The 24,020-nt window shown below is 62.1% G+C and carries 18 protein-coding genes; 8 read left to right on the top strand and 10 right to left on the bottom strand.

The features are described from left to right. The first annotated feature begins 81 nt into the window (after window positions 1-81). From tssF to tssA, 4 genes are read left to right on the top strand one after another with little or no spacing between them, the layout of a single operon-like run. On the top strand, window positions 82-1,920 hold the full coding sequence (gene tssF, locus B0G81_RS12660; protein ID WP_134135931.1) for a type VI secretion system baseplate subunit TssF: 1,839 nt from the start codon (window positions 82-84) through the stop codon (window positions 1,918-1,920). Beyond that, the gene (tssG, locus tag B0G81_RS12655) at window positions 1,884-2,978 is read left to right on the top strand and encodes a type VI secretion system baseplate subunit TssG (RefSeq protein ID WP_134135929.1); all 1,095 of its coding nucleotides are present in this window, start codon (window positions 1,884-1,886) and stop codon (window positions 2,976-2,978) included. Before tssF ends, tssG begins: the two co-directional genes overlap by 37 nt. A 35-nt stretch (window positions 2,979-3,013) precedes the next feature. After that, window positions 3,014-5,689 carry a type VI secretion system ATPase TssH gene (gene tssH, locus B0G81_RS12650; RefSeq protein ID WP_134135927.1) on the top strand — a complete coding sequence of 892 codons (2,676 nt, stop codon included), beginning with the start codon at window positions 3,014-3,016 and terminating at the stop codon, window positions 5,687-5,689. Window positions 5,690-5,742: 53 nt separating this feature from the next. After that, entirely contained in the window at window positions 5,743-6,846 is a 1,104-nt protein-coding gene (gene tssA, locus B0G81_RS12645) for a type VI secretion system protein TssA (RefSeq protein WP_134135925.1), read from the top strand. A gap of 83 nt (window positions 6,847-6,929) precedes the next feature. Here tssA and B0G81_RS12640 read toward each other — a convergent pair whose 3' ends face one another. The 4 genes from B0G81_RS12640 to B0G81_RS12625 all read right to left on the bottom strand — a co-directional run bounded on the left by B0G81_RS12640 (window position 6,930) and on the right by B0G81_RS12625 (window position 13,869). Then, window positions 6,930-7,892 (bottom strand): OmpA family protein, encoded by a 963-nt coding sequence (locus B0G81_RS12640; RefSeq protein WP_134135921.1) that lies wholly within the window; start codon window positions 7,890-7,892, stop codon window positions 6,930-6,932. 4 nt (window positions 7,893-7,896) lie between these two features. After that, the gene (gene tagF, locus B0G81_RS12635; protein ID WP_134135916.1) at window positions 7,897-8,889 is read right to left on the bottom strand and encodes a type VI secretion system-associated protein TagF; all 993 of its coding nucleotides are present in this window, start codon (window positions 8,887-8,889) and stop codon (window positions 7,897-7,899) included. Then, entirely contained in the window at window positions 8,886-12,764 is a 3,879-nt protein-coding gene (gene tssM, locus B0G81_RS12630) for a type VI secretion system membrane subunit TssM (protein WP_134135911.1), read from the bottom strand. The genes tagF and tssM overlap by 4 nt, the downstream gene beginning before the upstream one ends. A 259-nt stretch (window positions 12,765-13,023) precedes the next feature. Continuing rightward, a complete protein-coding gene (locus B0G81_RS12625; protein WP_134135907.1) occupies window positions 13,024-13,869 on the bottom strand; it encodes a M15 family metallopeptidase in 846 nt (281 codons plus the stop codon). 123 nt (window positions 13,870-13,992) lie between these two features. Here B0G81_RS12625 and B0G81_RS12620 point away from each other — a divergent pair, with 123 nt between their 5' ends. Next, window positions 13,993-14,934, top strand: coding sequence for a hypothetical protein (locus B0G81_RS12620; RefSeq protein ID WP_134135904.1), 942 nt, complete (start codon window positions 13,993-13,995; stop codon window positions 14,932-14,934). Between the two features lie 174 nt (window positions 14,935-15,108). On the opposite strand, the gene B0G81_RS12615 is transcribed toward B0G81_RS12620, so the two are convergent. Both B0G81_RS12615 and B0G81_RS12610 read right to left on the bottom strand, forming a co-directional pair. Beyond that, window positions 15,109-16,065 (bottom strand): LysR family transcriptional regulator, encoded by a 957-nt coding sequence (locus tag B0G81_RS12615; RefSeq protein ID WP_166678984.1) that lies wholly within the window; start codon window positions 16,063-16,065, stop codon window positions 15,109-15,111. A gap of 746 nt (window positions 16,066-16,811) precedes the next feature. Continuing rightward, complete coding sequence (locus B0G81_RS12610) at window positions 16,812-17,864, bottom strand: NAD(P)-dependent alcohol dehydrogenase (protein WP_134135897.1); 1,053 nt, start codon at window positions 17,862-17,864, stop codon at window positions 16,812-16,814. Window positions 17,865-18,182: 318 nt separating this feature from the next. On the opposite strand from B0G81_RS12610, the gene B0G81_RS12605 reads away from it, so the two are divergent. After that, complete coding sequence (locus B0G81_RS12605; RefSeq protein ID WP_106280720.1) at window positions 18,183-19,151, top strand: AraC family transcriptional regulator; 969 nt, start codon at window positions 18,183-18,185, stop codon at window positions 19,149-19,151. A 19-nt stretch (window positions 19,152-19,170) separates the two neighbouring features. Here the strand turns inward: B0G81_RS12605 and B0G81_RS12600 are convergent, their stop codons facing one another. From B0G81_RS12600 to B0G81_RS12590, 3 genes are all read right to left on the bottom strand, one after another. Next, complete coding sequence (locus B0G81_RS12600; protein ID WP_134135893.1) at window positions 19,171-19,947, bottom strand: molybdopterin-dependent oxidoreductase; 777 nt, start codon at window positions 19,945-19,947, stop codon at window positions 19,171-19,173. Beyond that, complete coding sequence (locus tag B0G81_RS12595; protein ID WP_134135889.1) at window positions 19,944-20,579, bottom strand: cytochrome b/b6 domain-containing protein; 636 nt, start codon at window positions 20,577-20,579, stop codon at window positions 19,944-19,946. The genes B0G81_RS12600 and B0G81_RS12595 overlap by 4 nt, the downstream gene beginning before the upstream one ends. Window positions 20,580-20,671: 92 nt before the next feature. Beyond that, a complete protein-coding gene (locus B0G81_RS12590) occupies window positions 20,672-21,304 on the bottom strand; it encodes a hypothetical protein (RefSeq protein WP_134135885.1) in 633 nt (210 codons plus the stop codon). Window positions 21,305-21,497: 193 nt separating this feature from the next. On the opposite strand from B0G81_RS12590, the gene B0G81_RS12585 reads away from it, so the two are divergent. Then, complete coding sequence (locus B0G81_RS12585) at window positions 21,498-22,169, top strand: heavy metal response regulator transcription factor (protein WP_106280728.1); 672 nt, start codon at window positions 21,498-21,500, stop codon at window positions 22,167-22,169. Beyond that, on the top strand, window positions 22,166-23,566 hold the full coding sequence (locus B0G81_RS12580) for a heavy metal sensor histidine kinase (protein WP_134135880.1): 1,401 nt from the start codon (window positions 22,166-22,168) through the stop codon (window positions 23,564-23,566). Before B0G81_RS12585 ends, B0G81_RS12580 begins: the two co-directional genes overlap by 4 nt. On the opposite strand, the gene B0G81_RS12575 is transcribed toward B0G81_RS12580, so the two are convergent. Next, entirely contained in the window at window positions 23,563-23,979 is a 417-nt protein-coding gene (locus B0G81_RS12575; RefSeq protein ID WP_134135876.1) for a VOC family protein, read from the bottom strand. The genes B0G81_RS12580 and B0G81_RS12575 overlap by 4 nt on opposite strands. Window positions 23,980-24,020: the final 41 nt, after the last annotated feature.

Raw genomic sequence — 24,020 nt, 5'->3', positions numbered from 1 at the left:
AGAGTACCGCTTTACCGCAACCGTTACGCGCAACGGCTGCGATGAACTAGGCGGAGAAGTGTCAGGTCCGGGGATAAATCGATGGAAGAATTGCTGCCGTATTACGAGCGCGAGTTGTCATTTCTGCGGCGCTATTCGCGCGACTTCGCCGAGCGCTATCCGAAGATCGCGGCGCGCCTCGCCATGTCCGGCGAACACTGCGAAGACCCGCACGTCGAGCGGGTGATCGAGTCGTTCGCGCTACTCGGCGCGCGCATCAACAAGAAACTCGACGACGATTACCCCGAATTCACCGAAGCGCTGCTGGAAGTGCTGTACCCGCACTACCTGCGGCCGTTCCCGTCGTGCTCGATCGCGCAACTGGGCACGTCCGCCGCGCTGAGTCATCTGACCGAGCCGGTTCTTGTCGAGCGCGGCACCGAACTCAAGTCACGGCCCATTCGCGGCGTGCAATGCCGTTTTCGCACGGCTTACGATGTGACGCTGGCGCCGATCCGTATTTCCGAAGCGAAGTACACGTCGGTGGCGATGGCGCCGAGTGCGACCGTGCTGCCGGGCAATGCCACGGCGATCGTATCGATCACCTTTGAATCGACGGCGGCGCAACTCGACCTCACGGCGCTGAAAGTCGGCAAGCTGCGCACGCATTTGCACGGCGAACAGTCGTTTATCGCGGCGCTGGCGGACTGTCTGTTCGTCAACGGCATGGCCACATACGTGGAAGCCGACCGCCGCGGCGCGTGGAAACAACTGCGCGAATCTCCGGTCGTGCACGCCGGTTTCGACGAAGACGACGCGCTGATCGACTATCCGGCCAAATCGCATCCGGCATACCGGTTGCTGACCGAATACTTCGCGTTCCCCGAAAAATTCAATTTCGCCGACTTCGACCTGGCGGCGATGACACGCGCGAGCGGCCACTGCCAGCGTTTGACGCTGCATGTCGTGTTGAAGGAGGTGCGCAGCGATTCGCACATGGCGCGTCTGCTGGATTCATTGGCCGCGCATCATTTCCGCCTGTTCTGCACGCCGGTGGTGAATCTGTTCGAACAGCACGGCGAGCCGATCCGTGTCAGCCATCAGGCGATTTCTTATCCGGTGATCGCCGAAGCGCGTCGCGCGTTCGCCTACGAGGTCTATTCGATCGATTCGGTGAAACTCGTCAGGCAGCAGGCGCACGAAGAATCGGTGATCGAATTCCGGCCGTTCTATTCATTGCATCACGGCGAAGCAGCGCGCGCGGGGCACTACTGGTTCGCGCGGCGCAACGACTGGGTCGCGCAGAAAAGCCCCGGCTACGAGACTGAAATCTCGATCGTCGATATCGACTTTGAACCGGTCGCGCCGCAGACCGATACCTTGAGTCTCGATCTGACGTGTACCAATCGCGATTTGCCTGCTGGTCTCGCAGTGGGGCTGGACGGCGGCGATCTGTTTCTCGAAGGCGGCTCGCTGACCGGCAGCATCTCGATGCTGCGCCGGCCTACGCCAAGCGTGCGTTTCGAACGCGGACGCGCCGCGCATTGGCGATTGATTTCACATCTGGCGTTAAATCACGTCTCGCTCGCCAGTAGCGGTTTGTCCGCGCTCAAGGAAATGCTCGTGCTCTACGACTTGCGGCGCACGGCAGTGTCCGCGCGGCATATCGACGGACTGGTCGGCATCGAGCAGCACGCCGCCGTGCAATGGCTGCCGGGCAAACCGTTCGCCACTTTCGTGCGCGGTATCGAGATCCGTTTGACGATCGACGAAGAACATTTCGTCGGCACGAGTCTCGCGTCGTTCGTGCGCGTGATCGATACGTTTTTTGGGCTGTACGTGCATCTGAACAGCTTTGTGCAACTGGTCGTCGTGTCGAAGCGCACCGGCGAGGAGATCCTGCGATGCAAACCGCGCAGCGGCGAATCGATCCTGGCGTAGTCGAGCAGCTTCTCGACGAGCCGCATCGCTTCGAATTTTTTCAGGCGGTGCGGATTCTCGAGAAGTGGTTCGCGCAGCAATCGCCATCTCACGCGGGACGTCCCGGCGAAGTCGTCGCGCAGCGGATTGCTTTTCGCAATTCGTTGTCGATGTCGTTCCCGCCGAGTGAGATTCATGGCGCGCAGTCGTTTGACAATGCAGGTGCGGCGCTGAAAGAAAAGTCGCAGCGCACGGCAGCGCTCGAGGACGGCTCGCTCGATAAGGTGGATATCACGCCGGCCTTTTTCGGCTTGCTCGGCGGGCAGGGCGCTCTGCCGCTGCATTACACCGAACAGATCGTCGCGCGTGAACAGATCAAGCGCGATCGCGCCGCGCGGGAGTTCTTCGATGTGTTCTCGAATCGCGCGACGGCGCTGTTCTACGCGGCGTGGAAGAAATACCGTCTGCCGTTCCACTATGAACTGGATCGCGACGAACGTTACCTGCCGCTTTTGCTTGCGCTCGCCGGCGTCGCCGACGACGATACGCGCAACAGCCTGCAAAGCGGCAAGGGCGCGCTATTCGACGAGGCGATTGCCGGCTACGCATTGGCCGCGCGGCATCGGCCGGTATCGGCGGCGTATTTGCAACGCACGCTCTCGGAGTACTTCAAGGTGCGGGTGCGCGTCGAGCAGTTCGTCGGCAAATGGTACGACGTGCCGCGCGATCAGTTGACCTTGCTCGGCAGCGTCAACGCGACGCTCGGCGCGACCGCGCTGGCGGGCGAGCGCGTCTGGCAGCGCGACATGCGCGCGCGGCTCGTGATCGGACCGCTCGACAAGGCCAATTACGAAGCGTTTTTACCCGGCGCCGAGCGGGCGGTGGCGCTCGAACGCATGCTCACGCTGCTGGCCGGCGTCACACTCGAATACGAGGTGTCGCTGGTGCTGCGCCGCGAAGCCGTCGGGCCCAGTCTGTTGAGCAAGGGCGCGCGCCTCGGCTGGGACGCGTTCCTATGCACGAAAGATGCCGACCGTGACCGCGCGGATGCCCGCTACGAATTGCACGTGATTCACTGACTATAACGACAGAACCCGGACCCGGATCGCACGACATGAGCACGTCCCTCAACACCCTGATCGCCAAACTGAATCCGACCTGCCGGCAGGCGGCTTTGCTGGCGGCGAACAATTGCCTCGCGCGCGGTCACTACGAGGTCGACCTCGAGCATCTGCTGCTGGCGCTGCTGGACGAACCGGCCAGCGACGTCGCGCTGGTGCTGCGCGCGAGCAGGATCGACGCGCATGCGTTGCGCGCGGATCTCGAGCGCGAGTTGCAGCGTTTGAAAACCGGCAATACGCGCACGCCGGTGTTTTCGAAGCATCTGATCGAGCTGCTCGAACAGGCGTGGCTGATTGCGTCGCTCGATTCGCAAATCGGGCGGATCCGTTCAGGACACCTGTTGCTGGCGCTGCTGAGCGCGCCGGATCTCGCGCAATTCGCCGAGCGCATGTCGCCGTTGCTGCGCGATGTGCGCGTAACCGACCTGAAGCACAAGTTCGATGAACTGACCGCGGGCTCGCGCGAAGTCGAGCGCAGCAACGAGACGCAAAGCGCGGGAGATAACGCGGGCGATCCAGTCGCGACCGCTACCTCACCGGGCGCGCCGTCTAAGACGCCGGCGCTCGATACCTATACGAGCAACCTCACGCAGCGCGCGCGTGAAGGCAAGATCGATCCGGTGATCGGCCGTGAAGGCGAGATTCGCCAGACCATCGACATTCTGATGCGCCGCCGCCAGAACAACCCGATCATGACGGGCGAGGCCGGCGTCGGCAAAACGGCGGTGGTCGAAGGTCTCGCCCTGCGCATCGCCGCCGACGACGTGCCCGCGCCGCTCAAAGGCGTGGCGCTGCACGTGCTCGACATGGGGCTGCTGCAAGCCGGCGCGAGCGTGAAAGGCGAGTTTGAAAACCGCCTGAAGAACGTGATCGATGAGGTCAAGAAGAGTCCGCATCCGATCATTCTCTTTATCGACGAAGCGCACACCATCATCGGCGCCGGTGGTCAGGCCGGGCAGAACGACGCGGCCAATCTGCTGAAGCCGGCGTTGGCGCGTGGCGAATTGCGCACCATCGCTGCCACCACGTGGAGCGAATACAAAAAGTACTTTGAGAAAGACGCGGCGCTCGCGCGGCGTTTTCAGGTCGTGAAGATCGAGGAGCCGAGCGAGTCGCTTGCCGCGGCCATGTTGCGCGGCATGGCCGCGTTGATGGAAAAGCACTTCAACGTGCGCGTGCTCGACGATGCGATCACCGAAGCGGTGCGGTTGTCGCATCGCTACATCAGCGGCCGGCAACTGCCGGATAAAGCGATCAGCGTGCTCGACACCGCTTGCGCGAAAGTCGCGCTTGCGCACAGTTCGACACCGGCAGCCATCGACGATACGAAAAAGCGCCTCGAACGTATCGACGCTGAAATCGCCGCACTGGAACGCGAAGTAGCGAGCGGCGCATTGCACGATGAACGGCTCGCCGAATTACGCGGCCTGCGTGAACAGGACCTCAAGGATGTCGCCGAAGACGAAGCCCGCTACGACAAGGAACGCGTTTTGGTGACGGAGATTGTCGGCTTGCGCGCGGACATCGACGCGGCGCGCGTGAGCAGCGCGGACCCGGAGCAAGCGGATAAAGCGCAGCAGGCGCGCGCAACGCTCGCCACGCGCGTCGCCGAACTGCACGCGTTGCAAGGCGGCCAACCGATGGTGCCGTTGCAGGTCGACGCTCACGTGGTCGCCGAAATCGTCGCCGCGTGGACCGGCATTCCGCTCGGCCGCATGGTCAAGGACGAAATCCAGACCGTGCTGAACCTGCAGCCGTTGCTGGCCGCGCGTGTGATCGGCCAGGACCACGCGCTCGATGCGATTGCGCAGCGCGTACGCACCGCAAGCGCGAATCTCGAAGACCCGAACAAACCGCGCGGCGTGTTCATGTTCGTGGGACCGTCGGGCGTCGGCAAGACCGAAACCGCGTTGGCGCTGGCCGACGTGCTGTACGGTGGCGAGCGTAAGATGGTCACGATCAACATGAGCGAGTATCAGGAAGCGCACAGCGTGTCTGGTCTGAAAGGTTCGCCGCCGGGCTATGTCGGTTATGGCGAGGGCGGTGTGCTGACCGAAGCGGTGCGCCGCAATCCGTATTCCGTGGTGCTGCTCGACGAAGTCGAAAAGGCGCACCCCGACGTGCTCGAAATGTTCTTCCAGGTGTTCGACAAAGGCACGATGGATGATGCCGAAGGCCGCGAGATCGATTTCCGCAACACGTTGATCATTCTGACGTCGAACGTCGGCTCGCAGGCGGTGATGCAGGCCTGCCTGAACAAGGGCGCGGAAGAACTGCCCGACGCCGATGAACTTGCGGAAACCTTGCGCCCGCAACTATACAAGGCATTCAAACCGGCATTTCTCGGACGCATGAAAGTGGTGCCGTACTATCCGATTTCCGACGACGTGCTCGCCGAAATCATCGAGTTGAAACTCGACCGCATTCGCCGCCGTATCGAGTCGAATCACAAGGCGGTGTTCGAGTGGGACGAGTCGCTGGTCGATGCGGTGCTTGCACGTTGCACCGAAGTGGATTCCGGCGCGCGCAATGTGGATCACATTCTGAACGGCACGCTGTTGCCCGAAGTGGCGCAGCAGGTGCTGGAACGTGTGGCGAACGGCGCGGCGATCGAACGCATTGCGGTGCGCGCGAGCGAGGCGGGTGAGTTCGATTACACGGTGGTGTGAGCGGACGCGCCAAATTGGTTTAATGCCGTACCCGATACTTATTGCTTTCTTTCATGCCGATTAATCTAGACACCTTGCTGGCTCCGCTCAGCGAAACCTCGCCCTGTGGCGAAGATCTGCTGTTTTCGGCGGATTTCGACGCAATCCAGCACGCGCGCCGTTTCGAAGACCCGTCGCTGGATCAGGGCGAATGGGTCACGGAGGTCAAGGAAGCCGATTGGGCTTTCGTGGTCGAGCGTTCGGCCAGTCTGCTGCAAACGCAGACCAAGGATTTGCGCCTCGCGGTCTGGCTTACCGAAGCACTTGCGATCGATGAGGGCGTCAAGGGTCTTTCGCAGGGTTACACGCTGCTGACGAAACTATGCGAGCGCTACTGGGACCACGTGCATCCGCTGCCGGACGGCGACGACACCGAGTATCGCCTCGGCAATGTCGCGTGGCTGGTCGGGCGCACGGGAGATCTGCTGCGCGCCATGCCGCTCACGTCGTCGCAGGGCAATGCATACAGCACGATCGACTGGGACGTGGCCACGCACGTTGCGCAAGCCGTCAAACGCGATCCGGATCACGCCGACGATATCGCGCGCGGCAAGCCGTCGATCGATCAGATCGAAGTCTCCAAACGCGCTACACCGCCGGCGTTCTATTCAACGCTGCTAGTCGATCTGAAGGCGTTCGAGGCGGCCATGCTCGCGCTCGAACAGGAACTGGACCGGCGCGCGGCGGATTCCGCGCCGAGTTTCCGTCAGGCGAAGGACGCTTACGAAAACGTCTACCGGTTGGCCGAGCGCTTTGCACGCGAAGTCGGCGTGAGCGCTGAAGCGCCGCCCCCTAAAACACCCGCGGCGCACGAGCAGGACCGCGCCGAACCCACCTTCAAGACCGCACCGCAACGCGAGGAACCTGTGTTGACGACCATGCCGACGAGTCCAGTTGCAGGAATCCAGAGCCGCGCGCAGGCCGTCGCGCAATTGCGTGCGGTGGCCAGGTTCTTTCGCGCGACCGAGCCGCATAATCCTGCCGCGTATTTCGCGGAAAAAGCCGCGGAGACGGCGGATATGCCATTGCATCAATGGCTTTCGACGGTGGTCAAAGACGATGGATCGCTCGCGCATATTCGCGAGTTGCTGGGCGTGAAGCCGGAAGAGAACAGCTAAAAAAGGCGGTCCGAACGAGAAAAAAGCCTGGCTTCATCGAGGCCAGGCTTTTTTCATGCACGCTGCTGCGCAAACAGCAACCGCTAAGAGCCCGCACGAAATTCGATCCGTCGATTCCGTGCCCGCCCATCGGTCGTGTCGTTCGACGCAATTGGCTGATCCGGGCCGACGCCGGTCGTTGTCATCTGCTGCGGCGGAATGCCCTTCGCGACCAGATAACCCTTCACCGCATCCGCGCGCGCCTGGCTCAAGGCGATATTCGACGTGCGGTTACCCGAGTTGTCCGTGTGGCCGATGATTGCGACAGTCCTCGTCGTCATCTTCCCCATCGCGGCGGCCATCTGATCGAGAATCGCGCGGCCTTGCGGCGTGAGCGTCGCGCTGCCGGTTTCGAATTCGATCGTACGATTCGCGAGCGTCTGATCGAGCAGGCCTTGTTCGGACGCACTCACACGTAGTCCATTCTTGATCGTGTAAGTCGGGTTCAACGCATTCGCCATGTCGCTCGCGAGTTGCTGGCGCTGCGATTCGTTGTGTACTTCGCCCTTCACGTCGATCTGCGTGCCGTCGATTTTCAGCTGACCTTTGCTGATCTGCTTCAACTGCGGGCCGATCAGCTTCTGCACGTTGGCGGACCAGTTCGGCGGCGTCGCCACATCGGCGACTTCAATTTGATCGACCACGTTGGCCGCGCCGTATGTGTCGCGCAGGCGCGCGAGCACGGCCGCCTTGGTCGCTTCGTCCGGCACCTTGCCGCCGACCACGACCTGGCCAGGCGTCGCATTGGCGGGCGGCAGCGCCGCGGTGATCGCGCCGGTGCCGGCGCCGGTCGTACCGCTCGCGAGTCCGGCGGTGCTCACTGCAGGCCCCGCATTGCCGACTGAGGCCGAAGCGGCCGGCGGCAGCACCGTAGTGTGAATCGAAACGCCGCTATTGTCGACCGGCGTGACGCGAGCGGGGCCGTCGTTGTCGGCATACGCAAACGCGCTGAGCAGAAGACCCGTGAGCAGCACCGTCATGCGTGCGGTGGATGTGTTGTTCAGCATCGTGTCACGCTCCCGTGAATGCTTCGCGGAACGTGTCGATGCTGACGCGCAGCGACAGTTGCGGTTGGTCGAGATAACTGACGAGCTTGCTGATGCCATGATCGTTTTGTGCGTGTTCGTCGATCCATTCGGGATCGTCGATATCGATGTTGTGCGCCGCGTACGACTGCGGATCGACCACGCTATGCAGCGTTTTGGCCGAGGCGCCGTTAAAGCCGATGATGAGCCGCTCGCGCTCGGCAATCGTGCCGATGAAAATCGCCAGTTCGAAATCCGCCTGCGCGACGAACGGCGCAACCAGTTCGAGCCAGAACGCGGCAACGAGACTGCGATAGAACGGGTCGTTCGGCAGCGGCAAGGTCAGCCCGCGTTCGAGATGCGACGAACCGCTTTGCATCACTGGACGCAGCAGTGAGCCGAGCGCCAGCATCGCGCCGCGCAAGCGCACCGGATGGCCGCTCGCCAGCAGCATTTGTTCGAGCCCGGCGAGTGTCTGGTGTTCGACGAAGTCGTTGAAGGTGCCGTCGTGCGGATTGCCCGGACCGCCGCCTATCTCGATCGGCACTTGCGTTTCGCCGAGCGCCTGCAGCGCGCCGGGCGGCTCGCTGGCGCCGAGCAGTGGCTTCATTTGCGCCGCGACGCGCGACCAGAGGCGCGCGAAGGCGAGCGGACTGTGCGCGAGAAACGTCAGCGGCCTTTCTACTTCGAGCGCGGTCGCGGCAAGAAACGGAAAGCGCCGCGACGACTGGTCGTGGCTCGCCATCATATGCCCGGCAATCGCCAGCTTGCTGCGCGAACCGAGGAACGCGAAGTGCATCGGCTTGGCGTTTTCGTAGACGATCTTCCAGCGCGGATCGTCGGTGAGCAGTTCCATGGCTTCGGCGATCCAGCGGTCGAGCGTAGCCAGCAATTGCGGGTTATGCGCGCTTTTCACGAAGTCGCCGCGCGACGGGATCTTGCCGAAGTAGGCGATTTGCGCCTGCACGGTTTGCGTCATTGCGCACCCCCTGTATTCGAAACCGCGGTGGCGGCGGTGGCCGGGCGTGCCGCCGGGGAAGCCGGCGCGGGCGCGGCGCCTGGCGCACCCGCAGCCGTCGCGTTGACCGAATTCGCCGCCGCGCTCACATCCGCCACCGAGGACGGCAGCCGCAAGCCGCGCAAGCTCTGCTGCTGCGGCGCGTCGCTGCTGCCACTCGAAGCCTGCGACGTGCTGATGATGCGCATGCTGACCGCCACCGTCACGCTGCCTTGCGTCCACGACAGATCGAACGTGCCGTCCGGACGCCGCTTGCGCTGCGCCGAGTTGATCAGCTTCTCCAGACCGTAGCGGCCCGGTTCGTTGACCAGTTGCAGCGTGCGGCCGTCGAAGGTCGTGGCGTTCAACGTCGCGCCTGGTGAGCCCGACGGATTCGGCCACACGAAGTTGGTCCACTGCGGCGGCGTGTTGCGGTAGCGCATCTGCTGGCCGTCGATCGCCAGCGTGTATTCCGTTGTGCCGCTGCTCGGCTGCGGCAGAATCTGGAACACGGTCTGCGGTTCGGCCGAACCCTGGCCCGCCGTCGCACCCGCAGCGCCGCCGGCAAGCGGCGCCACCCAGCGCGCAAAGCCGCTGGTGAAGTCGGGCGTGAGGGCGAGGCCCATGTCGCCCCATGTGCGCGCCGTCAGCGTGTCGCCACGGCGCACCGCGAGCGGTCCGAGCGTGGTGCCGACGAACTTGGCGATCGCGCCGTCCGGGCCGAACACCTGGGCGATCTCGCCCGCGCCGGCTTCGACCTTCGCATCGCTCGCGAACGGATACTTGTTGGCGAGCGAACCCTGGAAGCTTTGATACACCTGCGCGTTCCACACCTTGTTGACTTCGACGCTGGCCGGCTGGATCACCACCGCATACGCCGCCATCAACGGACGCACGAGCAGCGGACGCAGGGCTTTGCGCTGCGAGTCGGTGAGACCCGTGAGCATCTGTTCGTCGACGTACTTCAGCGAATCGGCAAGTTCGGAGCCGCTGCCGTCGAGCGTCTGCTGCATCAGCTGACGCGCGCCCGGTCCCGGATCGCCCTGGTTCTTGATCACGTTAAAGCGCGTGCGAACTTTCGACAGCGTCTCCATATAGCCCTTAAGCATCGACCCGTTGTCGCCGCTCACGACGATGCGACCCAGCGCCGAGAACTCCTGGCCGATCGGACCCATCGGCACTTCAACCGGATTGCCGTTGATGTCGATATTCGCGTTGATCTGGCCAGTCGGCACACGCGAGAACAGGTTCTTGACCCAGCTCGTCACGCCGGTTTGCGCGCGCTTCAGATTCGCGTTGAAGAGCGATGGGTTGTCCCACGAAGTCTGGTCGTACGCGGTTTCGAGCACCTTGCGGATCGGCGAGTCCTGCGGATCGCCGAGACGGTTCATCGCATCCACCGCCTGGCCGAAGCTGCCGAAGCTCTGCACCGCAATGCCTTGCATGAACTTTTGCCAGTGCATCGCGTACTCGGTCTTGTACATCGCGACGAGTGCTTTCTGGATCTGTTCGGGGCTGCCTTCCAGCGTCAGGTCGTCGTGCGCGGACGTGTTGAGCACCCAGTCCTTCGCCTGCAACTCTTTCGTGGCGGCGTCGCGAATCGCGGGCTCCACGTACTGGAACCACGCTTCGCGCGTGAAGGTGCCGGGGATCGCATAGCTGCCCGCCACCAGCGCCGTATTGTTTTCGCCGACGATGCGCGCAATCGTCATCGGCGCGAAGCGGGTCGACGCGCGCGCCTTGATTTCCTCGTAGACGCGCTGACGGGCCGGCATGCCGCGCACCACGCGGCGCAGGTTCTCTCGCGTTTGATCGACGAGGCCGAGGTTCTGGTCGATCATCGGCCAGTCGTCGTCGGAGACGCGCGCGAGATAGAACGTAATCATGCGCTCGGCGCTGCGGATCGTCTCGTCGCGAGGCATGTTGCCGCGATTGGTTTCGAGCCAGCCGCGCCAGAAGCGCGCAACCTGATCGGTGAGGTGAGCGGTTTCCACATGACGCTTGTCGCTCAGCATCAGGTAGGTCTTGAGCGCGTTGTACGCATCTTCGACGTTGGTCGGCGAGGCGTCGCTATACAGGCCGCCCTGGCTGTTCGCGCTCATGGCCGAATGGGTGGAGACCGGAATCGTGGCAGCATCCGGCGCGCGATTCAACGGCGCGAGCTGGTCGGGATGCGCGTTGACGTCCTTCAGGAACGACGCGAGATTCTGCGAAACCGGATCGAGCAGGATCTGCCGCACGCCGTTGTAGTATTCGGTGAGCAGGCGCTGTTCGAGGCGATCGCCCTGATACAGACCGAGCGACACCGCGAGCGGCCTGTCGCGGCGGAACTGTTCGAGCTGGTCGATGCGGTCCTCGAGCACGTCCATGGCCTGCAGGCGCGATTGCAGATCGTTGCGGTTCTGCTGCAGGCGCACGACATTGTCGAGGTCGGCCTGCACGTTCGCCGTGAGCTGCTGGTTGTTGACCGTCGACCAGGTCCAGCCGCCGAGCGCCAGTGCGAGCACCGCGACGAAGCCGAAGAAGGTCGCATAGCGCATGCGCGTCTTGGCGGGGCTGGCGAATTGCCTGACCGTTTGCCGGTCGGCGAAGATCACCTTCGAGAACAGATCGCGCAGGAAGAAACCGTTCTTCGAGAACGCGCTATGCGGCTTGGGCAGGCTGTCCGAACTCAGGCCGAAACGGTTCGCAATGCGTGTGGCTGCGGCGCTATTGGTTTCGCCTTCCTGCAATGCGCTGGTGAAATAGAAGCCGCGGAAAATCGGCTTGTACTGGAACGGATTGGTCTCGAACAACGTGGCGAGGAACGCGCGCAGCGCGGGCTTGATCGTCGAGAATTCAAGCGGGAAACTCAGCTGGCCCGGCGAGAGCTTATTGCCGCGATTGATCGACATCTGCGCGACGCTGATCTCTTTCAGGCCGTCGTACAGCTCTTCGAAGTGTTCGTCGAAGAGGCCGACCACGTCGCGCTTCTCGTCCGGCTCGTAGGGCAGGGTGGCGCCCCACACGCGATCGTATTCGTGACGCTCGCTGCCGCTGAAGAATTCGGTGAAGCCGGTAATCAGGTCGGCCTTGGTGAACATCACATACACCGGCGCGAATACTTCGAGCTTCTCGGTCAACTCCTGCACGCGCTGGCGCAAGTTCTTCGCGAGATTGATCGCGAATTCGGGCTTGCTGCTGGTCAGTTCCGCAATGCTCGCGGTGACGATGATGCCGTTGATCGGCGCCTTCGGCCGGAAACGTTTGAGCAGTCCGAGAAAGCCGAGCCATTCGGTGCGGTCTTCCTCATGCACGGAATAGCGGCCGGCGGTGTCGAGCAGAATGCCTTCGGTGGTAAAGAACCAGTCGCAGTTACGCGTGCCGCCAATGCCGTGGATCACCGCGTTGTTCTTGTCGGCGAAGGGGAATTGCAAGCCCGAATTCAACACCGCGCTGCTCTTGCCCGCGGCGGGGTTGCCGATCACGATGTACCAGGGCAACTCATAGAGCGCCGAACCGCCCGAAACCTGACCGATCTTCGAAGTCTTGATGGTCTTCACCGCATCGACAAGACGCGTGCGCAGCACGTCGAGTTCCGCCTGGCGCGCGGGCGTGGGCGCGGGACCGGCTTCAGCCTGTTTCTCCGCCTGCTGCTCGAGCATTTCGCCGAGCTTGCGATTGGCGCGGCGCGCGCGCAGCCGGCGCACGATCCACACCAGCAGCCACAGCGCGATCACGGCGCCGAGCACGATGGCCGGCCACATCAGGTCGATTTGCAAAGTATCGGCGCCGATGAATAAAACAGCAGCGAGCGCGAGCAAGCCGATGATCGAGAGCGTGCGTGTGTGGGTCAACACGTTGAGAATGCGTCGCATAAGCCGTTCAGGTCTTGATGATGAGTGTTGTGGCGCGTGCTGTAGCAGACAGCAGGGCGCGCGTACGGCGTTTGAAATAAAACGAAAGCATATTCAGGCGAAAGCGAATACGGCGGAATTGTTAAATCGACAGGTTTTGCCCGTGATTACGCTGATCGGAACAATGCCGTTATGCGTGCGGCATTGCCACTTTTCGCCAGAAAAATTGATTGAACGCCCCATGCCAACCTCTTTATTATCCGGTTTCGCCCATTGCGCCTTAATGACCGCGCCCGAGGACGAAGCCGGGTTTGTGATATTCGACGTGCCCGAGATCCATCATTTTCCAGCGACCGCCCCAAGTCAGACCGACCTGTTCGGCTGTCTGCCCGTATAACTGATAACCGCGCATGGCCCAGGGATCTTTTTCTGAAATGACGAGCTTGCCGTCGCGCAAAAATGCATTGTCCGAGGCAAGACCGTATTGGTGATAGCTTTGAAACGCCGCGGCATTGGTGACGTTGCCCCCCATTTGCGCCAGCCGGTTTTGCCGCTCCGGACTGCGATATCCCTCCAGCAAAGCCATTTCATACCCGTATTGTTCGCGCATGATTTTGTACACGAGCAATAAACGCGTTCTGAAATCGGCGTCGAGCAAATTCCAGTCGCGGCTCGCGTCTTTAAGCGCGGGCCGGATCTGCTCGACTTCCCGCGTTGCGAATACCTCCGGCGGCAACGGCGGCGGGGGTACGAGCTGTTCGCCATTCAATAACGCGGCAATTTTCTCGTCCGGAACCCGTGCGGTTTCATCGAATTGGAATAATTGCCGGCCGCGTAAAGCCAATGCCACCAATGGAGGCGTCGCAAGAATACCTGTCGTGGTAAAAATCAGCAAGCGCCGCTTCACCAGTAACTTTTGCATATCGGCTGCGGTCGATTGCGAAATTTTTGCCGAGCGTGCTAATTGACCGCGAGCGCGCGACGCACTGCGAGATGCTCCGCGCATAACGCGGCCGTGAATAGCGAGCGCCGCGCCTAATAAAGAGGCGCGTGCCGCCGGCAATAGCAGGATTGCGGCGATCACGACGGCGATGGCGAAATAGGCGAGAAGTACTACGGCAATCAAAGGCGACCCCGGAAATTGGAAACAATTGTATTTTGTAATGCTTGCTCTTAGAATCAGGCCTGCTCGGAGCGAGCCGGAACGTATTATCACGGCGAAATAATCCAGGATTCAATGAGACAGTGAATGAGTGCGCCGGAAAGTTCGAATTCCAAAGCCCCGCCTAGCCTGTTATCCGATAAGGCTAAAGGCGCTGACGGCAATGGTTCGCGAATTCTTGCGAACCTTGAAGGCCGCGTTGCGCCGCCTACGGAACAACCACGCCGGTCCAGGGCGCCATTGCTATTGGTCGCGTTGCTGGTGATTGCAGCCGGCGGCTGGGGTGCATGGCATATGCAGCAGCGCGTGCAGAGCGAGTCGCTGGCGGCGGCCACGCCTGAGAGCGTGCAGAAGAGTGCTGCGCCGGCGGCTGCCGCGAGCGCCGCTCCGGTGGTTGTCGCCAAAGCGGAGGCGCCGGCTCCGGCGTCGTCGCAAGCGGCCACGATCGTTGCCGACGATACCGACAGCAAAGCCGTTGCGGCGTCCGCTACGGCACCCGCCAGCGACGGCAGCCGTCTGTCGCGCGCGCTCGCCGACGGCGCGGAGCCGAGCAGCGCACCCGCACCGGTGGCATCCGCAACGGCCGCCTCCGCGGTCACGGCGCCGGCGGCGAAGCATGGCAAAAGCGCTACGGCGGTGGCCAGCAAGGAGAAGCACGAGAGCGCCGTGCACGGCAAGAAGGAAAGTGCGACTGCCGGCAACCGTCATGCGAGCGCGCCGACTGCGGTCGCTCAGTCGAAGAAAACGCGCACGGACGGTAATGCATCGAAAGATGATTCGGATGCCGATCTATTGGCTGCGCTCGTTGCGCGGACCAAGCCGGCGGATGCGAAAGCTGCGGACGGCAAGACCGCGACCAAGGTTAGCGCATCCGCGACACCTGGCAACGCCAAGCTCGCTGAGCGCGTGAAAGAGTGCGGACAGCGCGGCTTCTTCGAAGACCAGTTGTGCCGCTGGCGCGTATGTGACGGCCATTGGGGCAAGGATCCGGCGTGCCCGGGATCGGCGCAGCAGGCTCGTCAGCCTTAGTCGCACTTCTTCATTCACGCTCGGCCTGCGGCGGTAGCGAAATCAATGCGCAGACCCCGCCGACCATCATCACCCAATTGTTCAAGACGCTGAACTGCTGACGCGGCCGGTGCCGGTCAAGCTGCCGAACTGACGCGGTTTGCTACTGCGCTGCGCGCCTGCATTCAACCCGTCTCAGGCGGGATGGAGGCCGCGCAGCAATTGACGGACGCGCGAGAGATCCTGATCGACGTGCTCCGCTTTCTCGAACAACTCCGCCAGCCAGTCCACGAACGCGCGCACGCGCGGCGACACGCGGCGATTCTTCACATAGGCGACCGACACCGGCATCGGCACGGGCTTCCATTGCGGCATGACTTCGCGTAATAGTCCCGAGTCGAGGTACGGTTGCGCGGCGATCCGCGCGGGCTGGATCAGACCGAGGCCTTGCAGACCGCAGGTGAGATAGGCCTGTTCGTCGCTGACCTTGACGAAGCCTTTCACCTTCACGTTTTGCGCTTCGCCGTTCACTTCGAAATCGAAGTCCACTTCGCGGCCGTTATGCGGCGACATGCAATTGACGGCCGCATGTCCGCGCAAATCGTCGAGATCCGTCGGCGTGCCGTAGCGGGCCAGGTAGGCCGGGCTCGCGCAGGTCACGTGTTCGAGCGTGCCGAGTTGGCGCGCAACCAGATTCGAGTCCGGCAATTCGCCGAGCTGGATGCTGCAGTCGATGGCTTCGGTGATCAGATCGACCGTGCGGTTGCTGATGCCGATCGCGAGATCGAGGTTGGGGTAGCGCGTGTGGAAGTCTTCGAGAGCTGGCAGCACGATGGCGCTGGCTACGGCGCCGGGCATTTCGATACGCAGACGGCCGGTCAGGTTATCCGTCGCGTGACGGATGCTGGCTTCCATTTCGTCGATGTCGGCGAGGATTTGCGCACAGCGTTCGTAGTAGGCGGCGCCTTCGGGGGTGACGCTTAGGCGTCGCGTTGTGCGGGCTAGAAGGGCTGTGCCTAGCAGGGCTTCCAGATTCTGGACGATCGTGGTCGCCGTGGCGCGTGGAATGTTTAATGATTCCGCTGCGCGGGTGAAGCTGTTGGTGTCCACGATTCGGATGAAGGTGCGCATTGCAGTTATTCTGTCAATCACGGGTTCATGCTCCTGTCGAGGGTTGCTTTTGGTTTTTTTCTTGCCTGTTTTTGGTGGGGGTTTTTTTGTTTGGGATGCTTAGGGTTTTGGCCTTTCCTTGCTTTTTTAGTGGTCTATTAGTGTTGCCCCTGTGCGGGGCGGCACTTACTTCTCTTTGCCGGCCGCAAAGAGAAGTAAGCAAGAGAAAGCGGCTCAAACCGCTAGCTCATAAGCGGGTTCCTCGCGCAGTCGCGCTGGTGGTGCATCTGGAATCTGTCGTCTCGCACATTTCGCGCACGTGACACAGCAGTCATACTTCCCGCCTCGCGCTCCGCGCTCGCCGGGGCGGTCCACTTAGGAATCGGTGGCTTCGTTTTGTGCGTTGTGGGGGCCGTCGGCTTCGCCTTGGCGATGCGTCGAAAAAGACGATTGGTTTAATTTGTACCGGGGGGCGCGCGTAGCGCCGCCGGAAGAATGACTGCTTTGTCACTCACGCCGAATGTGTGAGAGCACGGATTCCAGATGTGCCGCTACCGCGGCTGTGCGGGGGACCCGCTTATGAGCTAGCGGTTTTAGCCGCTTTCTCTTGCCTACTTCTCTTTGCGGCGGCAAAGAGAAGTAGGTGCCGCCCCGCACAGGGGCAACGCTAATAGACCACTAAGAACACAAGGAAAGGCCAAAACCGAAAGAGCACACCCAAAAAAACAAACCTACAAAAAAACCCACGCCACGGCCCCAAAAAAAACGACGGCGCGAGCCAAAAAAAATCACTTCCGCAAGGAATCCAGATCAATCACAAACCGATACTTAACATCACTCTTCAGCATCCGTTCAAAAGCCTCATTGATCCCCTGCATAGGAATAACCTCGATATCCGAAGTAATCCCATGTTCCCCGCAGAAGTCCAACATTTCCTGCGTCTCAGCAATCCCACCAATCAACGATCCAGCCAACCGGCGACGCTTGAAGATCAGATTAAACACCTGCGGCGACGGATGATCATGCTCCGGTGCGCCGACCAGCGTCATAGTCCCATCCCGCTTAAGCAGATTCAAAAACGGATTCAAATCATGCTGAGCAGCAACCGTATTCACAATCAGATCGAAGCTATTGAAATGCGCTTCCATTTCCTCAGCATTCTTCGAAATCACGACTTCATGCGCACCCAACCGCTTCGCATCTTCAATCTTGGAAGGCGAGGTAGTGAACAACACAACATGCGCGCCCATCGCACGAGCAAGCTTCACACCCATATGCCCAAGGCCGCCAAGACCGACAATGCCGACCTTCTTGCCAGGACCAGCACCCCAGGTCCGCAGCGGCGAATACGTCGTGATTCCCGCGCACAGCAACGGCGCCACGCCAGCGGGATCGAGATTCTCCGGCACACGCAGCGTGAACGCTTCGTCCACGACGAGCTGCGTGGAATAACCACCGTAAGTGATCTGGCCGTCAACTCGGTCAACACCGTTATACGTGCCGACAAAACCGTTCTCGCAATACTGCTCGAGATCTTCTTTGCAACTCGCACAGGTGCGGCACGAATCCACCAGACAGCCGACGCCGACCAGATCGCCAGCCTTGTATTTCGTTACATCCGGACCCACTGCGGTCACGCGGCCGACAATCTCATGGCCCGGCACAACCGGAAACACCGTGTTCTTCCATTCGTTGCGCGCCTGATGCAAATCGGAATGGCACACACCGCAAAACAGAACTTCCATCTGCACGTCATGGGCGCGCAGTTCGCGGCGCTGGATTTCGAACGGGGCGAGCGGCGCAGTAGCGTCGGTCGCTGCATAGGCGTAAGTCGTGCTCATGGGTAGCTCCAGCAAAGAGGGTGAAGTTGCAAGGCGCCGGCGATGGGCGACACATGTCGCCGATGTGGCCAACCTCGTCATGAACCGGGATCACGGCGCGGGCGGTGGCTGGCAAATTCGTCAAACTGGGAATTGGCAACCGAGCCCGGCGCAGCGCGGAAAAGGATGATCCGGCAGGGTTCCCATGATAGGAGCGGGCAGGCAGCCCGGGAATACCTGAATGTCTTGAAGATTTGCCTAAAACTCCTGGCGAGGAGCGCGATAGGTCGTTTGGTGCTAAATTTCAAGCATTATTCTCTCGCACGTCACTATACCGTCATGTCTCCCCGTTCCGCTGAACCCGTCTCGGTCGATCCCGCCCAGCAGCGCCTGGTCGAATTATTCGATGTGCTCGCGCCCACCCCGGGCTTCACGCGCACGAGTCTCGAAGGCGTCAATCTGATGCGCGCGAATAGTCCCATGCCGCGCATGCCGGTCATGTACGAACCGAGCATCGTGATTGTGTGTCAGGGCCGCAAGCGCGGCTTTCTCGGCGATCAGGTGTTTCAGTACGACGCGCAGCAGTATCTGGTGCTCTCAGTGCCGTTGCCATTCGAATGCGAAACCGAGGCGAGTGCGGAAGAGCCGTTTCTCGCCATCTCGGTGCGCGTCGATCTGACCATGGTGGCCGAATTGCTGATGGCGTTGAACGAAACGCAGGGCGCCGCGCAGAACGAACCCGTCGGCATTTATTCGACACCGCTCGACCCGGCGCTGTGCAATGCGGTGCAACGGCTGATGGATGCACTGGCTTCGCCGCTCGACGCGCGCATTCTCGCGCCCGGCGTGGTGCGCGAAATCTGTTATCGCGTGCTGACCGGCGAGCAGGGCGACGCGATTCGCGCGGCGCTCACGCATCAGAATCATTTCGGCCGCATTGCCAAGGCGTTGCGGCGAATTCATGCCGACTACCACGGCGTGCTCGACGTCGATACGCTCGCGTCCGAAGCAGGCATGAGCCTCGCCGTGTTTCATGCGCAGTTCAAAGCGGTCACCGCGACCTCGCCGATGCAATACGTAAAGACCACGCGTTTGCATCACGCGCGTTTGCTGATGGTGCAGGATGGGCTGAATGCGGGCGCGGCCGCGGCGCGCGTCGGTTATGAAAGCGCGTCGCAGTTCAGCCGCGAGTTCAAGCGTCTGTTCGGGCTGAGCCCGGTCGACGAAGTGAAGCGCATGCGCGCCCTCTACGACGCGCCGCCGCCGCGCGTGGTGAAACCGGTAGCGCGTTACGTTACTGCCGTGTGATCGGGCAAAACGGGCCGCACTACAAACCGCTGAACCAGTTGTACCCCTGGTCTTCCCAATAGCCGCCGGGATTTGTGTTAGTCACGAAGATCGCGGCGATGTGCTTGGGATTCTTGAAACCGAGTTTGGTCGGCACGCGCAGCTTCAGCGGATAACCGTATTTGGCCGGCAGCGGCTCGTTGCGAAAATCGAGCGTGAGCTGCGTCTGCGGATGCAGGGCCGTCGCCATGTCGAGACTGGAGTAATAGCGGTCCGCGCATTTGAACCCAACATAGCGCGCATTCAGATCGGCACCGATGCGCTCCAGAAACGTGCGAAACGGCACGCCGCGCCATTGTCCGATCGCGCTCCATCCTTCAATACAGATGTGGCGAGTGATCTGCGAAGCCTGCGGCAACGCGCGTAGCTGATCGAGGTTCCAGGTGCGCTTGTCCGAGACGAGCCCTGACACTTCCAGTTGATACGTCGAGCCGTCGATGTCCGGCGCGTCGAACTCCGGATAGAACGCGTTGAAGGGGAACGGGTCGGTGATTTCGCGCACCGAATAGGTCGGTGCAAGCTTGTTGCGATCGAACAGCCAGCCCTGCACGCGATCGTTCCAACGCGACATCGCCCAGAGCACCTTGTCGACCGAATCGCCGTCCTGCATGTTGCAGCCCGAGAGCATCGCCAGTGCGCCGATGGAGAGCGACGAACGCAGGAACATGCGCCGTTGCAGCCGCTCGATTTGCGGTTGATGGTCGGCAAGCACGATGCGGGAGCGGCGTGCGTCGCGGTTAGTTTTTTGTGCGCTCATGCCTCGCTCCCTTTATGCGCCGAATGTGGCCGTGCGTGTCCGGTCAGCATCGGCAGCAAGGTGCGCGGCACCAGCAGTACCAACGCCAGATGCACGACCACGAAACCGACCACGCCTGCCATCGCAATGAAATGCACGCGTCGCGCAAAATCAAACCCGCCGAATAGCGCGGTGAGCCATGAGAATTGCACGGGCTTCCAGATGGACAGCCCAGACGCGACCAGCAACAGGCCAAGACATAGCACCAGCAGATACAGCGCGCGCTGCACTGCGTTGTATTTACCGGTATCGTGCGGTAGCTTGAAGCGCAGCGCGAGGCTGGCGTCATGCGCCACGTCGCGTGGATGAACCGGCAACAGCTTGCGCCGGAAATGCCCGCGTCCGACGCCGTACGCGAAATACAGCAGCCCGTTCGCGCAAAGCAGCCACATGGCCGCGAAATGCCACGCAATCGAGCCGCCCAGCCATCCGCCGACGGTCGCCCAAACCGGAAACCGGAACGGGAAGAACGGCGACGCGTTATAAATGGCCCAGCCGCTCATCACCATGCAGACCATCGCGAATGCGTTGATCCAGTGCGTGATTCGTACGGCGAGCGGGTGAACGGGCAGGCGCGTTGGGGTTTCGGGCATGGTGTGAAGCTCACGAGACAAACGGAGAATCGAAAAGCCGCGTCTTGCAAGAACGCGGCGGCCCGACTCAAAGAGAAAACAGCAGCACTGTCTTACATCGGCGGCGTCACGCCATGCTCGCCCGCGGAGATGAAGTTGGCGGCCATCGAGCCGTCGGCTTCCTTGTGCGCGAACAACACGACTTTCGCGCCGGGCACCAGCAGCGAACGGTCACCCGATTCCAGCGCGACGATAGGCACGTCTTGCGGAATCACGATTTTCTTTTCGCCGTCCTTGTACTTCACGGTGATCGTGCGGCCGTTGCTGACCACGAGCGAACCCACCGTGCCGTTGGTCATCGAACTGTTGCCGCCGAGATCCCACGGACGATGGCCTTCGCCGGCGCCGCGCATGCTCGCCGGAAACACGTGCACTTCAAGCGCCTTCAGCGTGCCGTCCGCCTGCGGAATCGCGGCGGTGCCGACATAGCTGTCCGGCTTGATGTCGTTGATGTTGGCGAGCACCACGCCGCGGATCGGCGTGTCCTTGGCGAGTTTCACGTCGACGTCTTTGCCGTCGCGCGTGTGGACCTTAAGCAGATCGCCCGACAACGATGTCACCGTGCCGCGGACGCCGGTGGGCGCGGCGCTCTGGGCGTGGGCAGCCGGTCCAGCGGCGAGTAAGGCGGCGGCGACGAGCGCGGGGGCGGCGAAAGCGCGCAACGCACGCGGGGAAACGATCTTCATGAATCTGCTCCAGGTGGTGAAGGATGGGGGCAGATTAGACCCGGGACCGGCTCCGGCGAGTGACAGACGGATGACAAAAACGTCATGAACGGCGCGCGGCGGACACGTAGAATGACCGGCATATCCACGTCCAGAATTCGGCGAGCTGCAGGGCGAGGCTTTGCGCCAACGCCGAATCGGAGCACCGAGCACCATGAGTATCCTCGTCATCGAAGACGATCCGAAAACCGGCGACTACCTGAAGAAGGGCTTGCGCGAGAGCGGCTATGCGGTCGATCTTGCGCGCACCGGCACGGACGGGCTGCACATGGCGCTCGAAAATGCGTACGACCTCGTGGTGCTGGATGTGATGCTGCCCGGCATCGACGGCTGGGAAATCATGCGTGCGCTGCGGGCGCGGCGCGATCTGCCGGTGATCTTCCTGACCGCGCGCGACCATGTCAGCGACCGTATTCGCGGTCTTGAACTCGGCGCGGACGATTACCTCGTCAAGCCGTTTTCATTTACCGAACTGATGCTGCGGATCCGCACGCTGCTGCGCCGCGGTGTGATCCGCGAGAGCGACGTGTTCGAGATCGCCGACCTCAAGCTCGATGTGCTGCGCCGCAAGGTGACGCGTGAAGGCGTGGAGATTCCGCTCACCAATAAGGAATTCATGCTGCTGCATCTGCTGGTGCGCCGTCAGGGCGAAGCGCTGTCGCGCACGCAGATCGCCTCTGAAGTGTGGGATATGAACTTCGACAGCGACACTAACGTGGTCGACGTGGCCATTAAACGGCTGCGCGCCAAGATCGATCATCCATTTGAAAAGAAGCTGATCCATACGGTGCGCAGCATCGGCTACGCTTTCGGCGACGGCTCATGAAATTCTGGACCAGGCGCTCGCTCACGGCTCGCACTACGATACTGTTCGCGACGATCGCATGCGTGGTGATCGGCACGCTCGGCGCGTACTTCTATCACTCCGCCGAAGTCTCGCTGCAACGCCGCGCCGACGTGGTGCTGGCCGCCCGTGTCGAGCATTTCAGCCGCATCGTGCGCGATCTCTATCCGGTCGGCGAACTGAAGACCCGGCCCTTGCTATTCGAGACCATGCTCGGCGCGGAACAGGACGTGCTGCTGTTTCGCCGCCCGGGCGAGGCGCCGTTCATCGACGTGAACCCGGCAGGCGTGGCCGTGCCCGCGCTGCAAGCCGGCGTGGAGGGCCGCTTGCCGACCTTCGCCGATATCCGCCAGACGCACCTGGCCAACGGCGTGCCGGTGCATTGGGCGATCGCAACCGCAAAGGCACGCGAGGACGGCACCGAAGTCGAAGTGATCGCCGGCCACCCGATGACGGAGGAAATGCGCATGCTGGCGGCGTACCGCGACCGCATCGTGCTGGCCACGCTGATCGGCATGCTGGCCGCGACGCTGCTCGCCTGGTACGTGCTGCGCCGCGCGCTGCGCCCGGTTCGCGAGATTGCCACGCGGGCCGCGCAGATCAGCCCCACGAGCCTGTCGGTGCGTCTCGACAGCGAGGCGGCGCCGCTCGAATTGCGCCAGATCACGCATGCGTTCAACGCCATGCTCGACCGTCTCGCCGAGGGCTATCAACGGCTCTCGCAGTTTTCCGCCGATCTGGCGCACGAGATCCGGACGCCGGTCGGCGCATTGATAGGGCAAACGCAGGTGACGCTCGCGCGGACCCGCGAGCCCGACGAGTATCAGCAGGTGCTCGAATCGAATCTTGAAGAACTGAGCCGCCTGAGTCATATCGCGGAGAACATTCTGTTTCTCGCGCATGCGGACCATGCTGCGCTCTCGGTGGAACGTGAGCCGGTCGATCTGCGTGAGGAACTCGTCAGGATCGCAGATTATTTCGAAGGTCCCGCCGACGAACGCGGGATGCGCTTCGTGGTTGAGGCCGCAGGCGTGGCGTCGGTCAATCCGATGCTGTGCCGCCGCGCGATCAACAACCTGGTCGTCAATGCCGTGCGTTACGGGGCGAGCGACACCGTGGTGCGTCTGCGTGGCACGCAGGACGAGGCGGGCGCCACCGTGGCGGTCGAAAACGACGGTGCGCCGATTCCCGAAGAGCAGCTAGGCCGTCTGTTCGACCGTTTCTATCGCGCGGACGCGGCGCGCAGCGCGTTCACCGAATCGAGCGGTCTGGGTCTCGCGATCGTCAAGGCGATCATGCATTTGCATGGCGGCACGGCAAGCGTGGTGTGTCCGGCCCCGGGCGTGGTGCGCTTCGAGTTGCGCTTTCCGGGCGCCTAAGTGTGGGTCGCGCCGGCCGGGTTTTCCGGTTCGTGACAGCACACGCAGAGCTTGTTGCCGTCCGGATCGCGAAAGTACGCGCCGTAATAGTTCGCGTGATATTGCGGACGCAAACCGGGCGGCCCCTCGCACGTGCCGCCATGAGCGAGCGCTGCGGCGTGCGCGCGATCCACCGTGACGCGGCAGGCGGCGAGCAGGGCGATCATCTGACCGTTGCCGGCCGACGCGGGTTGGCCATCGTAGGGCTTACCGATCACGAACAGCGGGCGCGGCGCATCCGCCGCCATCCAGCCGGACCAGCATGCTTCCGGATCGCGGAATTTGAGGCGCAGATCGAGCGTGCCCATCAGTGAGTCGTAAAAGCTGCAAGCACGCTCGAAATCGCCGATACCGATGAAAACGTGGGAAAGCATCGCTGTCACTCCCGGTGACTACTGGCTGCACAAGCCAGCGC

The organism is Paraburkholderia sp. BL6665CI2N2, assembly GCF_004366535.1.
In the GTDB taxonomy this organism is placed as follows: Bacteria; Pseudomonadota; Gammaproteobacteria; order Burkholderiales; family Burkholderiaceae; genus Paraburkholderia.
Note: the sequence above shows the minus strand (reverse complement) of the source record. Positions and strands in the feature narration are given on the sequence as shown.

Coding starts and splice junctions, on each gene's coding strand:
- tssF (WP_134135931.1), top strand. CDS start 82: ATGGAAGAATTGCTGCCGTATTACGAGCGCGAGTTGTCATTTCTGCGG.
- tssG (WP_134135929.1), top strand. CDS start 1,884: ATGCAAACCGCGCAGCGGCGAATCGATCCTGGCGTAGTCGAGCAGCTT.
- tssH (WP_134135927.1), top strand. CDS start 3,014: ATGAGCACGTCCCTCAACACCCTGATCGCCAAACTGAATCCGACCTGC.
- tssA (WP_134135925.1), top strand. CDS start 5,743: ATGCCGATTAATCTAGACACCTTGCTGGCTCCGCTCAGCGAAACCTCG.
- B0G81_RS12640 (WP_134135921.1), bottom strand. CDS start 7,892: ATGCTGAACAACACATCCACCGCACGCATGACGGTGCTGCTCACGGGT.
- tagF (WP_134135916.1), bottom strand. CDS start 8,889: ATGACGCAAACCGTGCAGGCGCAAATCGCCTACTTCGGCAAGATCCCG.
- tssM (WP_134135911.1), bottom strand. CDS start 12,764: ATGCGACGCATTCTCAACGTGTTGACCCACACACGCACGCTCTCGATC.
- B0G81_RS12620 (WP_134135904.1), top strand. CDS start 13,993: ATGAGTGCGCCGGAAAGTTCGAATTCCAAAGCCCCGCCTAGCCTGTTA.
- B0G81_RS12610 (WP_134135897.1), bottom strand. CDS start 17,864: ATGAGCACGACTTACGCCTATGCAGCGACCGACGCTACTGCGCCGCTC.
- B0G81_RS12605 (WP_106280720.1), top strand. CDS start 18,183: ATGTCTCCCCGTTCCGCTGAACCCGTCTCGGTCGATCCCGCCCAGCAG.
- B0G81_RS12600 (WP_134135893.1), bottom strand. CDS start 19,947: ATGAGCGCACAAAAAACTAACCGCGACGCACGCCGCTCCCGCATCGTG.
- B0G81_RS12595 (WP_134135889.1), bottom strand. CDS start 20,579: ATGCCCGAAACCCCAACGCGCCTGCCCGTTCACCCGCTCGCCGTACGA.
- B0G81_RS12590 (WP_134135885.1), bottom strand. CDS start 21,304: ATGAAGATCGTTTCCCCGCGTGCGTTGCGCGCTTTCGCCGCCCCCGCG.
- B0G81_RS12585 (WP_106280728.1), top strand. CDS start 21,498: ATGAGTATCCTCGTCATCGAAGACGATCCGAAAACCGGCGACTACCTG.
- B0G81_RS12580 (WP_134135880.1), top strand. CDS start 22,166: ATGAAATTCTGGACCAGGCGCTCGCTCACGGCTCGCACTACGATACTG.
- B0G81_RS12575 (WP_134135876.1), bottom strand. CDS start 23,979: ATGCTTTCCCACGTTTTCATCGGTATCGGCGATTTCGAGCGTGCTTGC.